This window comes from Erwinia tracheiphila (genome assembly GCF_021365465.1).
In the GTDB taxonomy this organism is placed as follows: domain Bacteria; phylum Pseudomonadota; class Gammaproteobacteria; order Enterobacterales; family Enterobacteriaceae; genus Erwinia; species Erwinia tracheiphila.
Window position 1 is genome coordinate 857,083 of the sequence record NZ_CP089932.1, and the last position, 14,175, is coordinate 871,257.

9 protein-coding genes and 4 pseudogenes are annotated in these 14,175 nt (G+C 48.8%); 7 read left to right on the plus strand and 6 right to left on the minus strand.

Annotated features, from left to right (window positions below; all coding sequences use genetic code 11):
- Positions 1-186 precede the first annotated feature (186 nt).
- Positions 187-732, minus strand: a pseudogene (locus LU633_RS04375) (helix-turn-helix domain-containing protein).
- A 96-nt stretch (positions 733-828) separates the two neighbouring features.
- Between LU633_RS04375 and LU633_RS04380 the strand changes: the two are divergent.
- Positions 829-1,331 (plus strand): annotated as a pseudogene (locus LU633_RS04380) (N-acetyltransferase family protein).
- A 29-nt stretch (positions 1,332-1,360) separates the two neighbouring features.
- Here LU633_RS04380 and LU633_RS04385 read toward each other — a convergent pair.
- Positions 1,361-2,270: pseudogene (locus LU633_RS04385) on the minus strand (nucleoside hydrolase).
- A 40-nt stretch (positions 2,271-2,310) separates the two neighbouring features.
- A complete protein-coding gene (locus LU633_RS04390) occupies positions 2,311-2,592 on the minus strand; it encodes a putative quinol monooxygenase (protein WP_016190448.1) in 282 nt (93 codons plus the stop codon).
- Between the two features lie 879 nt (positions 2,593-3,471).
- Here LU633_RS04390 and LU633_RS04395 point away from each other — a divergent pair.
- The 4 genes from LU633_RS04395 to ftsP all read left to right on the plus strand — a co-directional run bounded on the left by LU633_RS04395 (position 3,472) and on the right by ftsP (position 8,984).
- Positions 3,472-4,242, plus strand: a complete 771-nt coding sequence (locus LU633_RS04395; protein WP_046372355.1) for a transporter substrate-binding domain-containing protein — start codon at positions 3,472-3,474, stop codon at positions 4,240-4,242.
- A 136-nt stretch (positions 4,243-4,378) separates the two neighbouring features.
- A complete protein-coding gene (gene parC, locus LU633_RS04400) occupies positions 4,379-6,652 on the plus strand; it encodes a DNA topoisomerase IV subunit A (RefSeq protein ID WP_016190446.1) in 2,274 nt (757 codons plus the stop codon).
- A gap of 87 nt (positions 6,653-6,739) precedes the next feature.
- The gene (locus LU633_RS04405) at positions 6,740-7,477 is read left to right on the plus strand and encodes a 1-acylglycerol-3-phosphate O-acyltransferase (RefSeq protein ID WP_016190445.1); all 738 of its coding nucleotides are present in this window, start codon (positions 6,740-6,742) and stop codon (positions 7,475-7,477) included.
- 91 nt (positions 7,478-7,568) lie between these two features.
- Entirely contained in the window at positions 7,569-8,984 is a 1,416-nt protein-coding gene (ftsP, locus tag LU633_RS04410) for a cell division protein FtsP (RefSeq protein ID WP_016190444.1), read from the plus strand.
- 379 nt (positions 8,985-9,363) lie between these two features.
- Here ftsP and LU633_RS04415 read toward each other — a convergent pair whose 3' ends face one another.
- Positions 9,364-9,633: a YdgH/BhsA/McbA family protein gene (locus tag LU633_RS04415; RefSeq protein WP_016190443.1), complete on the minus strand. Its 270-nt coding sequence runs from the start codon at positions 9,631-9,633 to the stop codon at positions 9,364-9,366.
- A gap of 477 nt (positions 9,634-10,110) precedes the next feature.
- On the opposite strand from LU633_RS04415, the pseudogene LU633_RS04420 reads away from it, so the two are divergent.
- Positions 10,111-10,646 (plus strand): annotated as a pseudogene (locus LU633_RS04420) (IS5 family transposase); the annotation flags it as partial.
- A gap of 5 nt (positions 10,647-10,651) precedes the next feature.
- The gene (locus LU633_RS04425; protein WP_016190440.1) at positions 10,652-11,800 is read left to right on the plus strand and encodes an RICIN domain-containing protein; all 1,149 of its coding nucleotides are present in this window, start codon (positions 10,652-10,654) and stop codon (positions 11,798-11,800) included.
- A 355-nt stretch (positions 11,801-12,155) separates the two neighbouring features.
- On the opposite strand, the gene LU633_RS04430 is transcribed toward LU633_RS04425, so the two are convergent.
- Both LU633_RS04430 and metC read right to left on the minus strand, forming a co-directional pair.
- Positions 12,156-12,812, minus strand: a complete 657-nt coding sequence (locus LU633_RS04430; RefSeq protein WP_016190438.1) for a DedA family protein — start codon at positions 12,810-12,812, stop codon at positions 12,156-12,158.
- A 96-nt stretch (positions 12,813-12,908) separates the two neighbouring features.
- Positions 12,909-14,108, minus strand: a complete 1,200-nt coding sequence (gene metC, locus LU633_RS04435) for a cystathionine beta-lyase (protein ID WP_016190437.1) — start codon at positions 14,106-14,108, stop codon at positions 12,909-12,911.
- Positions 14,109-14,175 lie beyond the last annotated feature (67 nt).

Consider the following 14,175-nt stretch of genomic DNA (forward strand, 5'->3'; position numbering starts at 1 on the left):
AAGTGACCCGTCTGAGTGGTAAGATTCTGCTCTGAAACAATAGGGCAGAACCAAAATCTGTTGATAGTCCTATCTTAAGTTGGCTGTGAAAACCGACAGGCTATAGTGAACTGCCAATAATTCTGTTGATCGCCTGTCTGTAAAATACGCATGGCGTTCTATTTTAAACCCTGCATTGAAATACGTTCAGCTGGATTTCAGCACCACTACGGCATAATGACAGGGTGAGGACCTGTGGTTAACGAAAACGCAATCAGCAGGATCGCCCAACTCCAGACACTCCCTCTTGTGCATTTCTAACACCATACTGCCTTCCTGAATGGTCAGTGAACCGTCGAGAACCCGGATGAGTTGGCGACGGCAAAGACAGGCAATTGACGGCATTGGAACGGTCACCCCCGGTGGCAGGGCGATGCTAACCAGATCCAGCGGGATCTTTTCCTGTGAAACGTGTCGTAGGATATAGTCGGTTTCTGGATCCTGCCAGATCGGCTGTTGGTCATAACGGACCAGTGTTCCGTTCTGGGTTTCACTTAAGGCGATAAGCTGCGACATACTCATGTCAAATGAGCCCGACAATCGGGCAGGAAGTGTCGCGGTTGGGCTACTTTAGCCTCGTTCAATTTTATGGATCATTGCTCTGGATACGCCCGAATAGCCTGCCAGTTCGGTAAGCGGCCAGCCTCGTTTTTCTCTTTCTGCTTTTACTTTCTGTGCGATACGATATTTTATGTCGTCTTATTTATTATAAAAAGTCTTTAATTGTGTATTAATTTATTATAGTAAATAATCTGTCTACTTTAATAATGTAAATGCGGAGTGTCCACTATGGAAATACGAACGGCGACAGAAAGCGATGCGGCCGCCATTGCGGAGATTTATAACGATGCAGTATTGAATATACTACCGCCATCTGGAATGACAGAACGACGGATAGTCACGATCGCATCGTGTGGATAAACGGCAAAAAAAGCGCAGGGTTTCTCGTGCTGGTGGCGGTAGATGCGGCAGGCTATGCCACATACGGTGACTGGCGCACATGGGACGGCTACCGGAATACGGTCGAGTATTCTGTCTGTATTCAGAAAGATGCCAGAGGACAGGGTGTTGACGCAGCGTTGATGCTTGATCTGATTCAGCTGGCCGCTTCTCAGGGCAAACATGTGATGGTGGCGGCGACTGAATCGACTGACGAGGCATCACTGGCGCTGCATCGAAAACTGGGGTTTATTGATGCTGGCCGGTTAAGCGAAGTTGGCTGTAAATTTGTTCGCTGGCTGGGCCTCAGCTTTTTGCAGCTGTATGTGGATGCGCGTGCTGGCTCAGACTGAGCGAGAGCAATTCTTGTTCCTGCCAGGATTTAGTGCCGAAGTGAAGTAAGAAAGGCGTTTTTAACCTCTTCAGCCTGGACTCCCAGACAGAGCGTCTGCGCAGCACAAGCTGCAAACGGATTATAACTCGAGGCTAACTGTGTCAACTGCCGCAGTGTTTGACCAAAGGTGATCCCCTCGTAAAGCACTCTTACCGGCGACCTCACCGTGGTAAATAGCTCTGGATGATTAAGCCGTGACAGCGTTAACGTGTCGTGAAGCGCCATACCGGCAACCCCTTCTTTTTGCAGGCTATAGCGAAGATATCCCTGCGAAATAGCGTCCGGCACCGGAAGGTTCAGACTGCGAATCTCCTCAGCGCTGATCAATACCTGATGAGCCACATCCAGTGGCAACATAACTACTGGCCAGGTGTAGGAAAGCACCTGGTCGGCGGCATGGTGATCTTTCCAGATATTGAATTCGCTATGCGGCGTAATGTTTCCAGCATGGCCATGCGTCCCGAATGCGCCGCCCATCATCATAACCTCTTTCACCAGAGGAACAATGCCCGGGGTCAGATTGGCAGTCGTTGCCAGATTAGTTAGCGGGCCGACAGCGACGAGGGTTATTTCCCCAGACCGCGCCCTTACCGTGTCGATAATAAAATCAATGGCGTTTCCCGTCCGGTCGTCGAAAGGATTCTCCAGCACATCACCCAGCCCGTCGCTACCGTGTACTTTAGCTGATTCCGTCGGCCAGCGGTCGGGAATATCCACGAAATACAGGCGCGTCCAGCGCAATATGTTGTGAAAACAGCCGGGCGTTTTTAACCGCCAGCTCTATCGGAACATTGCCAAACACGGTGGTAATTCCCACGATATGGTGGGTTTTTGCCGCATAAGCCAGTGCAAAAGCATCATCAACGCCGATGTCCGTGTCAAAAATGATCTTTCTAATCGTGTTCAAGCCGTCCACCGAAAAATGTGCTCAACCTTAACTATTTTATTGGCACCAGCACAAAAATTTTCACTTCCACTACGTCGTCTTTGATCAAACTGCGGTGCTGTTCCATATGCTCTGTTTGCTGATGCTGCTCCAGCATAAAGATCGAATCGGGTGAATGCTGTTTCCAGGGTGCCTGCGCTTTATGATCGATTAAGGGTTGGTACTGGTCGCATCCTTCTTCCTGTAACACAACAGGGAGCAGGTTCTTTATCGCTTCCAGCACGGCGTTGTGGCGGCCAGGTCTGACGCAAATTTCAGCAATCACGGTGAGCATAGTGATCCTTTCAGAGTTAAACATAATTGACAGGATAGCTGACACACTTGGTCTGCCGTACACCTGCTAAGGTTCTCGGGAAGCACAATTTCACTCTCTTCCCGCTCTATCAGTTACAAAGATTTAGCACAGGAGGTTCTGTGAGCGCGTAATATCTTGCGTCAGATCGGGTTCACAGATGACCGCGTGGCAAATAACGTCATGGGGCTGCAGGCAAAAAAATTATTCCTGTGAAATGACATTGAACAAAGGTCGATATCAGAGCCTTGACGAGTTGACTGGCCCGGCAACAGGTTAGTGCTGGCAGGTAACATTTGCCTTGTATCCGGCTATGGGGATTCTGTTCTCTCATAACCCTTACGATAACGGCTGTCGTTGGCACAATCTGTCCCTTCGCCTGAAATAAAAACCGCTTTATCGATTTTCGTTGCGTCCAGTGCGTGTTGTCCCTTTCTCTGCCTTATTGGCCTTCAGAATCTTACGATTCATATTGGGACTTCTTTTTAAAGCTATTGGCACATCCGTGTGGGGCAATTAAAGACAGCGTCTTCTTATATTCCAATACGTTAAACACCGGAGAGCCTGTTACCAGAACGGCAATGATCGAATCATTATCAGCCGGAGCCTTCTCTACTCCAGGCCGCTATATTATCCGTGCATCGCTGCAGGATTGAATTCGTCTTACATATAGCCTGCGTTTTTCCCGGATGAGAAATGTGAATGACGCGCAGAGTGCCTTTTCTGGCTTTTTGATTACTATCAGCGTATATGTCGCAGAACCGAAGAAAACGCCCTGTCTGTCACCGCACTTTCGCCCTCTGTGAAATACTGAAGGCGCATCTGCCAGCATTGACGTCAGGGCATAACGAGACGATCACCATGATAAAAACAGGATGTGTCACGCTATTGCTTATGGCGGCGAGTGGTGCCAGCGCACAATCGCACCTTGACCAGGTGCTGCAAAGTAACGTGCTGAATGTATGTACCACCGGAGATTATCGGCCCTACAGCCTGTTGCGGGCGAATGGGCGATATGAAGGCATTGACGTGACAATGGCACAATCGCTGGCAGCCAGCCTTAACGCGCAAATTAAGTGGGTGCCGACGACCTGGAAAACGCTAATGCAGGATTTCCTGGATAAACATTGTGATATTGCGGTAGGCGGGATTTCCGTGACGCTGAAGCGTCAGCAAAGCGCATGGTTTGCCAGTTCACTTGGAAGCGACGGTAAAATCCCGTTGGTTCGCTGTGTTGATAAAGCACAGTATCGCACTGTTGAACAGCTTAACCGAACCTCAGTACGTCTGATTGAGCCAGCAGGTGGCACAAACGAAGCTTTTGTCCGTACCGTACTGCCCAGGGCCAGTTTGACGCTGTTCCATGATAACGTCACCATTTTCCAGCAGTTGGTGAATAAAAAAGCCGATGTGATGATAACTGACGCCTCTGAAGCACAGTACCAGCAGAAGCATTATCCGCAGCTTTGCGCAGTTAATCCGCAACGGCCGATGCAGTACGGTGAGAAAGCCTGGATGCTGCCACGGGATGATATGAGCTGGAAACTCTATGTCGATCAGTGGCTACATTTGAGCCTCGCCAGTGGCGAATACCAGAAAGTGGCTGGAGAGTGGTTGTCCAGCGAAAAATAGTACGCCCGTCGGAAAACTCCCCTCCGCTACTCACCACGGTTACCTGTGACAGAACCCGCCCGGATAAGGTACTATCGCCGTCAAATGATCCCGATGTGGTATAGCGATTTTGCCACGATATGAGGAACCAACAGCAATGAGTGATTTGACGCAGGATGGTGCAGAGCGTCGTGCCCTGCATAAGTTTACGGAGGAAGCCTACCTCAACTATTCCATGTACGTCATTATGGACCGTGCGCTGCCCTACATTGGCGATGGCCTGAAGCCCGTACAGCGTCGTATCGTTTATGCAATGTCGGAACTGGGGCTGAATAACAGTGCCAAGTTCAAAAAATCAGCGCGTACCGTCGGGGACGTCTTGGGTAAATATCATCCGCATGGTGACAGCGCCTGTTACGAAGCGATGGTACTGATGGCACAGCCCTTTTCCTATCGTTACCCGCTGGTCGATGGTCAGGGGAATTGGGGGGCACCGGACGATCCAAAATCCTTTGCGGCGATGCGTTATACCGAATCGCGCCTGTCAAAGTACGCTGAACTGTTGCTCAGTGAGTTGGGGCAAGGGACCGTCGACTACATCCCGAACTTTGACGGCACTTTGCAAGAACCTTCTATTCTTCCGGCACGTTTGCCAAATATTCTGCTGAATGGCACCACCGGCATCGCCGTGGGGATGGCAACGGACATTCCACCGCATGACCTGCGTGAAGTGGCCCAGGCTGCGATAAAATTGATCGACTCGCCCGCCACCACGCTGGATGAGCTGATGGACATCGTGCAGGGACCGGATTATCCGACGGAAGCAGAGATCATCACGCCGCGAAATGAGATCCGTAAAATTTACCAGAATGGACGCGGTTCAGTGCGTATGCGTGCCGTATGGAAAAGAGAGGATGGTGATGTGGTGATCACCGCACTGCCGCACCAAGTTTCGGGCGCGCGCGTGCTCGAGCAGATCGCCACACAGATGCGCAATAAAAAATTGCCAATGGTCGAAGATCTGCGTGACGAGTCAAATCATGAGAATCCGACGCGGCTGGTAATCGTTCCGCGCTCTAACCGCGTGGATATGGATCAGGTGATGAATCATTTGTTTGCCACCACCGATCTTGAGAAAAGCTACCGCGTAAATTTAAACATGATCGGGCTGGATAACCGTCCTGCAGTGAAAAACCTGCTGGAGATTATCAGTGAGTGGCTGGTTTTCCGTCGTGAAACCGTGCGCCGTCGCCTGAACTTCAGGCTGGAAAAAGTATTAAAGCGTCTGCATATCCTGGAAGGTCTGCTGATCGCTTTTCTCAATATCGATGAAGTCATCCATATCATCCGCTCTGAGGATGATCCAAAGCCGGAATTAATGGCCCGTTTTGGGATCAGTGAAACTCAGGCGGAAGCCATTCTTGAACTCAAATTACGTCATCTTGCCAAACTGGAAGAGATGAAAATTCGTGGTGAGCAGGACGAACTGGCGAAAGAGCGTGATAAATTGCAGGATATTCTCGCTTCTGAACGAAAAATGAACACGCTGTTAAAAAAAGAACTGCAGGCAGACAGCGATGCCTATGGTGATGACCGCCGATCTCCCCTGCGTGAGCGTGAAGAAGCTAAAGCGATAAGTGAAAACGAACTGGTTCCCTCAGAGTCGGTGACTATTGTCCTTTCGCAGATGGGTTGGGTGCGCAGTGCTAAAGGGCATGATATCGATCCCGGTGGCCTGAGTTATAAAGCAGGTGACGGCTACCGGGCCGCCGCCCGCGGTAAAAGTAATCAGCTGGTGGTGTTTATCGACTCAACGGGGCGAAGCTATGCACTCGATCCAGTTACTCTGCCGTCAGCGCGCGGGCAGGGTGAGCCGCTGACCGGTAAGCTGACGCTGCCGCCGGGTGCCATTATGGAACAGGTACTGATGGAGTCTGACGAGCAGAGGCTGTTGATGGCTTCCGATGCGGGCTATGGTTTCGTCTGTACCTTCAACGATCTGGTTTCCCGCAACCGCGCTGGTAAGGCATTACTGAGTCTGCCAGAAAACGCGAAGGTGATGACGCCGCTTGCCATTCAGCATGATGATGATCTGCTGCTGGCGATTACTGCTGCTGGCAGAATGCTGGTATTCCCGGTGGCGGATTTGCCGCAGCTATCAAAAGGCAAAGGTAATAAAATCGTCTCGATTGCGGCGGCACAGGCTGCGACCGGAGAAGACAAGTTGAGCTGGCTGCTGCTGCTGTTATCGCAGACATCCATTACGTTGCACGTCGGTAAGCGTAAACTTACCCTGCGACCGGAGGATCTGCAGAAATTCAGGGCGGAGCGGGGGCGCAAAGGCACACTGTTGCCACGCGGACTGCAGCGCATTGATCGGGTTGAAGTAGATATGCCCGAGCAGCCGGATAACGACAATAATGAAGCCTGAGCGGGTTTCAGGTGAGTAGGTTGGTTTCGCTCACTCGGGATTTACACTGGTTAGCTGACCAGATCTGACAGCAATAACGAGGATGTGATGCTCTCCATTTTACGCTTTATTGTAGTGATTACGTATTCGGTGCTGGTATGTGTGTTTGGCTGTATCTATTGCCTGTTCAGCCCGCGTAACCCGCGTCATGTTGCCACCTTTGGCCATATGCTCGGCCGTTTGTCGTTGGTTTTTGGTGTGAAAGTTGAATTGCGAAAACCCTCAGGGGCCAATAATTTCCCCAATGCCGTTTATATCGCCAACCACCAGAACAATTACGACATGATCACCGCAGCCAACATTGTCCAGCCAACGACTGTGACCGTCGGTAAGAAGAGTCTGCTGTGGATTCCATTTTTTGGACAACTGTACTGGCTGACGGGCAACTTGTTGATTGATCGCGATAACCGCACCAGCGCACATGGCACCATTGCTGAACTGGTTGCTCAGTTTAAAAAGAAAAAAATCTCGTTCTGGATGTTTCCTGAAGGTACCCGCAGCCGTGGACGTGGCCTGCTGCCGTTTAAGACCGGAGCCTTTCATGCGGCGATGGCGGCGGGGGTGCCGGTGATTCCGGTCGTGGTGAGTAACACGCACGATAAAATTAAACTGAATCGGCTGAAAAATGGGCTGGTTATTGTTGAAATGTTGCCTCCCGTCGATACCTCTGCATTTGCGGACCAGTCGGTGCGTAAGTTAGCCACGCACTGTCGTGAACTGATGGCAGCTAAACTGCAAGAACTAAACGCGGAAGTGGCTGCCCGCGAAGCCGCCGGGAAATTCTGAGTCTGGCCAGATTATACGCACAGCATTCACTACAACCATAAAAATGGATAGCATCCTGCTCTCAGGGCTGCATTTGGGTTACGGAGCTTTTATGTCTTTTAGTCGTCGCCAGTTTATTCAGACTTCCAGCGTGGTTCTTTGCGCCAGCGCACTGCCCGTAAGCGTCAATGCTGCCGGGCCCGGTACCCCCTTACCTGTTCCTCCGCTGGTGGAATCCCGTCGTGGGCAGCCTGTTTTCCTGACGCTACAGCGTAGCCACTGGTCGTTTACCAGCGGTAGCAAGGCTCAGGTATGGGGAATAAACGGCATGTACTTGGGACCAACGGTGCGGGTATGGAACGGTGATGACGTTAAACTCATCTACAGCAACCGGCTCAATGAACCGGTTGCCATGACCATTAGCGGGCTCCAGGTGCCGGGGGCACTGGTGGGAGGCGCTCCGCGTCTAACGTCCCCGGGCGTGGACTGGTCACCGGTCATGCCGATTCGCCAGCCCGCCGCAACCTGCTGGTACCATGCCTGCACACCCAACCACATGGCAACACATATATACAATGGGCTTGCCGGAATGTGGCTGGTGGAAGACGAAATAAGTAAAGCGTTGCCGCTGCCAAATCATTATGGCGTGGACGATTTCCCATTAATTATTCAGGACAAACGCATCGATAATTTTGGCTCACCGGAATATGCAGCGCCGGGGAGCGGAGGCTTCATTGGTGATACGCTGCTGGTCAATGGTGTGCAAAATCCCTGGGTGGATGCCTCCCGTGGCTGGGTTCGCCTGCGGTTGCTCAACGCCTCTAACTCACGCCGCTACCTGCTGCAAATGAGCGACAACCGCCCATTTAACGTTGTTGCCAGCGATCAGGGTTATCTCCCTGCACCCGTGTCAGTACAGCAGCTTTCACTGGCACCGGGAGAGCGGCGAGAAATTGTGGTTGACATGAGTCAGGGCAATGAAGTGTCGATCACTGCGGGGCGGGCTGCGGGGGTTGTCGAGCGCTTGCGTGGGTTGTTTCAGCCGTCCAGCGTGTTGACCTCTACGGTGGTACTGACACTGCGTCCAACCGGGTTGTTGCCGCTGGTAACGGACAACCTGCCTGTGCGTTTACTGGCAGACCCGGTGATTGAAGGAAGCGTTAGCCGTACGCGAGAATTTCGTTTGGGAGATTCACAACCTGGAATCAACGGTGCAATCTGGGACCTGGGGCGTATTGATACGCAGGCACAGCAGGGTACTTATGAGCGCTGGATTATTTACGCCGATTTGCCGCAGTCTTTTCATGTTCAGGGCGTGATGTTTCTGATTAAAACGGTCAATGGCGCGCAGCCTATGGTGGAAGACCGGGGCTGGAAAGATACCGTCTGGGTGGATGGCAATGTGGAGTTGTTTGTTTCTTTTACACAATCTTCTTCAGCCCATTTTCCTTTTATCTACTACAGCCAAACCCTTGAAATGGCCGATCGTGGCAGCGTTGGACAACTTCAGGTACAGCCAGCGACCTGAATAGCTGCGCTGAATAGTGCTCCACTTTTGGTCAGGCCTTGTGGGATCGGGACGTTTTCGTTGCCATTTGGCGCTACGTCGTGCCTCGTTCTAACGTACCTGTCAGATGCCCATAAATGGCATGTGTAGCGGTTTCGGCGCAGCTATTTAGCGTGCCAGAAATAAAATGGACCTGATGCTACCCTGATTTATTTTTACTGATAAGGCTGGTTTTATTTGAGGTTTCTTCAATCGTTAATGCAGGGTTAATAATAATGATGTTAGCGGGTCGTGTTTATTAACGTTAAAAAGGAAAATAAAATCCCGGATGTGCGGTAAACGGCACACCCGGAGATGCAACATAATCAGTACATGATAATTCTTAAGGAGTTTATTCGGCTTATTTTTTTTCCAATACAATAGCCGTTCCACGCCAGTGACTTGAATCACCCGGAGTTCCAAGAGAAGAAATATACATATACTCGCCACCTTTTTTATTCACTTCTGCTTTCAATGCATCAACGGCTTTTGACTTACCGCCACGTACATTAGCAACAGAGACACGTTCTTTTTTGGTATAATTCTTAAGGTCTTTCTTTGGTACAATCTGTGCCGCAAAAACCGAGCCGTTCAACATTGTAAGAACAAGAAACGAAATAATTTTCTTCATTGTGAGACCATCCATAATTGAAGTTGATTGATGAGTTTTTTATTCCTTAATATTATACAATTTTATTGTATAATATCCACAGTTAAGTTTGTAAATTTATCTTAAGCTTACGCGTAGTTATTTTAATTATGAAATTTAATGTTAAATTATTTTATTTCCTAGTGCGGTAATTTTTAAATATAAATTTAAAATCAACATATTTTCAATGTATTTTTTGTATTAATTTATGGCCAGAGTATGATAGGTCAGTGATAAATAGACGGGCAATTTAATATGCGTTTAACACAGAAAGGCCCATGTTCGTACAATAAGCCTGCTGAAAATAAAATCTATTGTTAAGTTTCAGGTGCCGTGTTAACAGAGCGATTTTGAAGTTTGGGAGGGAATGTTAACAGCGGTGATCCGTCTCAAAAATTAGGCTATGTCCCTTAATCACCTGAGCTATAGTAACGGCCTGTTTCCACAACACTTTAAACTATGGCTCGCTACGATCTTCCCGATGAAGCATGGACTCTCATCCAGCCCTTATTACCTGCTGAACCAGCAATAGCACGGGCCGGACGACCATGGGCAGAACATCGTATGATCATCAACGGTATGTTCCGGGTGCTGTGTTCAGGCGCACCATGGCGCGATTTGCCTGAGCGATACGGCCCATGGAAAACGGTTTACAATCGTTTTAACCGCTGGTCGAAGTCGTGAGTGATTAACATTATTTTCAATAAGTTACTTTCATTACTTGATGCATATGGCTTGGTTGACTGGTTTGTCACGGCGCTGGATGGCAGCAATATCCGTGCGCTCAGATGTGCTGCCGGGGCTCAAAAAAACATCCCGATATCGCCGGAGATAACGGTCTGGGTCGCTCTCGCGGTGGTTTTGGCACCAAAATCCATCTGGCGACAGACGGAAGCGGTCTCCCGTTAAACATCGTTCTGAGCCCTGTGCAGGCTCATGAAAGCCAGTTCGCATTACGTTTTCTGGATGGTATTGGTGTTCAGCGTCAGAACGGACCTATTTGATTGCGGAAACTGACCCCTTAGAATTGAACCTTAACGTATCCCTTGTCAGGCAAAATAACTGGCAGGCAAGAGAGTTGATTTACGCCATCCCTCTGAGAAACAGCGTAAAGGATATCGTTATCAAGCCAGAGTCTAATTTAACCCGTGCGATGACGGTTGATTCAAAAAACTCTGCCATATTACAGAACTCATTCGAATTTCCCGAACAGCGCTACACGATTATCCGGGGCAATGCCGATGTGAATTCATTTGTAATAAAACAAAGCAGCGATAACAAGTTTTTATCATGGGATGGTGGTTCGAAAGTCCATTTCGATACCGCTTCTTCAACTGGAAATAATTTATGGAGATTGAATTATCTTCCGTCATTAAGAAAAAATGTCATCACAAATAGAATAAATGATAATATAGCCCTTGATGTTCCTGGATCAGTTACTGATAATGGTAATGAGCTGATTATGTACACCCGGCACAATGGGGCCAACCAGAGATTTATGGTCGCTGGTTCCGGCTTGGGTGAGCGAATATATATTGTTTCAATGTTAGATCAATCAAAGGTTTTATCCGCCAGTAACGATCATCACAACGCTATTATCTATAACAGGGATACGGGTCCTTTGCAGGCTTTTGTTCTGATAAAATGCGATTATAAGGGTGATAATGTTTATCAAATAATAAATGACTGGACAAATCTTGTTCTGGCATGGAATGTGATATGGACTGTGCCAAATGGCAGCCATGTTTTCTTTCATAAAAATGAATCTTATAAAGATGAGTATTACTGGATCCTGAACCCGCAACGTGATGGTGGTTATATTATTTCGAACTTTAGAGACCCGAACCGTGTTTTAGATGTCGCCAATGCTGCAACGGCTAATGGTACAAGGTTGCAACTTATTCACAGAAATGGAAACAGGGCACAGCTCTTTACATTCTTGAAGAATCCGGAGACATCGCCAGCTGCTCCTTTGGAACATAATAAAACGGCTATTATTAGAACGACACAGTTTGCTAATCGTGGTGATTATGTTTTCAAAGTGTCCAACGTTGATGCAATTTTAATTATCGCACTCCGTGATAATAATGATCATCTGGAGCGCTTTAATTTCTTCAGAGCGAGAGGAAAAGGTCCGTGCGTTTATTAAATAAGAAGTAATACATGGCCTTCAGCGGTACTAACTAAACATGGTGATAGTGTTTATTTGACACAAAATAATTATGATGATTCTCAGTTTTGGTTTTTAAATTACAATCCGAATCAAATTTCATCTGACAAAAATTATTATACTATATCAAACCTTTCATCCCCGGAGCTGATTTTAAGCACACCTGTTAAGGTTGATGGCAATATCCGTACCATTTCGTTTGTACAAAGAACTGACTCTCCAAATACCGACTGTTTTTTTGTGATTGACTATATCTGACAACCCTGATTAATAAAAATATTATCATTAAGTGGAATAAACAGTTTATTAAACGCTGTTTATTCTCCTCTTCAGGCTAAAGAGATTTTTTCCTTTTTAGCATTATCATCACGCTGCCCAGCACGCCAATGCACAGGAGTATCAGCGGCAGAACCATCAGAATGGTCATCAGCAGGTCTTCATGGCGCTTAATAAAGGGGACGTGGCTGATGGTGTAACCCAGTGTAATCAGAATGCCGACCCACAGCAGGCCGCTCAACCAGTTGAAAATCTGAAAGCGTGTGTTGTTGAGGCCAGAGATCCCCGCCATCGTGGGCAGGATGGTGCGAACAAAAGCGAGAAATCGCCCGACCAGCAGTGCCATCAACCCATGACGATGAAACAGGTTCCACGCTCTCTGGTGATATTGCACCGGTAAATGCAGCAGCCAGCTCTTTACCAGGCGCGTATTGCCTAACCAGCGGCCCTGCAAATAGCTCAACCAGTATCCCAGACTGGCGGCAAGCGTCAGAATGATAATGCTGGGCATAAAATCCATCGCACCTCTTGCGATCATTGCGCCTGCCAGTAACAGCAGACTGTCGCCGGGCAGGAAAGCAGCAGGTAACAGGCCATTTTCCAGTAGAAGCGTCATAAACATAATGCTATAAACAACATATATCACGTCTGGATTAGCCAGAGCGGCAAAATCCTGTCGCCAGAGCGCCTGAATAATCTCATGTAAAACAGCCATTTTTTATCCCATTAACTTCGTCAGACTGATGTTCTACTTAAAACCTTGCGGCTGCATCTTGTTTAATAATGTAGAAAACCGCTAAGGCGCAGCTTTTTAAATACTTAGCCAGGCCAGACGCTCAAATCCTGCGGCAAGATCGGCAATCAAATCATCCACATTTTCCAGCCCAATATGAACGCGTATCAGCGTGCCACTAAAATCGATGCTGCCCGCCGGACGGATTGCTGCAAGCTCGTCAGGCTGATTGGCAAGGATCAGCGATTCAAACCCGCCCCATGAATACGCCATGCTAAAGTGCTGAAAATGATCGAGATAAGCGGCCAGCTGTTGATCGTCCAGGCGCATCCTGAGCACAAAAGAAAACAGCCCGCTGCTGCCAGTAAAGTCGCGTTTCCAGAATTGATGACCACGGCATTGTGGTAAAGCAGGGTGGTTAACCACGGCCACTTCAGGTCTGTCAGACAGCCAGTTCGCGATTTGCAAAGCGCTTTCCTGATGCTGCCGAAGGCGTACAGCCAGCGTTCTCAGTCCGCGGCTGGCCATATAGGCGGTATCGGCATCGACCATTTGGCCCATCAGGTAAGAGTTTTCACGTAATTGTGGCCAGCAACGTTGGCTTGCTACAGCAGTGCCAATCATCGCGTCAGAATGTCCAATCAGGTATTTAGTTCCGGCCTGAACAGAAATATCAATGCCATACTTCAGTGCCGGAAACAAAATACCGGCTGCCCAGGTGTTATCCATGATGATGACTGCCTCAGGCGATTTACTGCGCACTGCTGCAACAATCGCGGGAATATCCTGAATTTCCATGGTGATGGACGCGGGCGATTCAAGAAACACTACGCGCGTCTCAGGCTGTACCTGTTGTGCGATTTCTGCGCCACTGCAATGGCTGAACCAGGTGGTTGAGACATTCATTTTACTTAAGATCTTGCTGCAAAAGTCCTGCGTTGGCTCATATACCGAACCCGCCATCAGCACGTTATCCCCTGCAGAGACAAATGCCAGAATGGCATTGGCCACTGCTGCGGCACCGCAGGGATAGAGCACGCAACCTGCGCCACCTTCCAACTCGGTCATTGCGTCCTGTAATGAAAAGTGAGTGAGCGTACCACGGCGACCGTAGAATAACTCGCCGTCAGCACGGCCTGCAGTGGCTCGTTTTTTATCGGCGACGGTGTCAAAAACCAGTGAGGAAGCGCGTTGAATGACGCTATTGACGGCCCCCTGGGTATAACGTTTGTTGCGTCCAGCCGTGATGAGCGCTGTTTCAATTTTTTTACTGTTCATGGTCACGATTTTTTGCTGTTAGCGATTTGTCTCTAACGTTAACACGGCAGACGAAAGCGTGAAATTC

Coding starts and splice junctions, on each gene's coding strand:
- LU633_RS04390 (WP_016190448.1), bottom strand. CDS start 2,592: ATGCTCACCGTGATTGCTGAAATTTGCGTCAGACCTGGCCGCCACAAC.
- LU633_RS04395 (WP_046372355.1), top strand. CDS start 3,472: ATGATAAAAACAGGATGTGTCACGCTATTGCTTATGGCGGCGAGTGGT.
- parC (WP_016190446.1), top strand. CDS start 4,379: ATGAGTGATTTGACGCAGGATGGTGCAGAGCGTCGTGCCCTGCATAAG.
- LU633_RS04405 (WP_016190445.1), top strand. CDS start 6,740: ATGCTCTCCATTTTACGCTTTATTGTAGTGATTACGTATTCGGTGCTG.
- ftsP (WP_016190444.1), top strand. CDS start 7,569: ATGTCTTTTAGTCGTCGCCAGTTTATTCAGACTTCCAGCGTGGTTCTT.
- LU633_RS04415 (WP_016190443.1), bottom strand. CDS start 9,633: ATGAAGAAAATTATTTCGTTTCTTGTTCTTACAATGTTGAACGGCTCG.
- LU633_RS04430 (WP_016190438.1), bottom strand. CDS start 12,812: ATGGCTGTTTTACATGAGATTATTCAGGCGCTCTGGCGACAGGATTTT.
- metC (WP_016190437.1), bottom strand. CDS start 14,108: ATGAACAGTAAAAAAATTGAAACAGCGCTCATCACGGCTGGACGCAAC.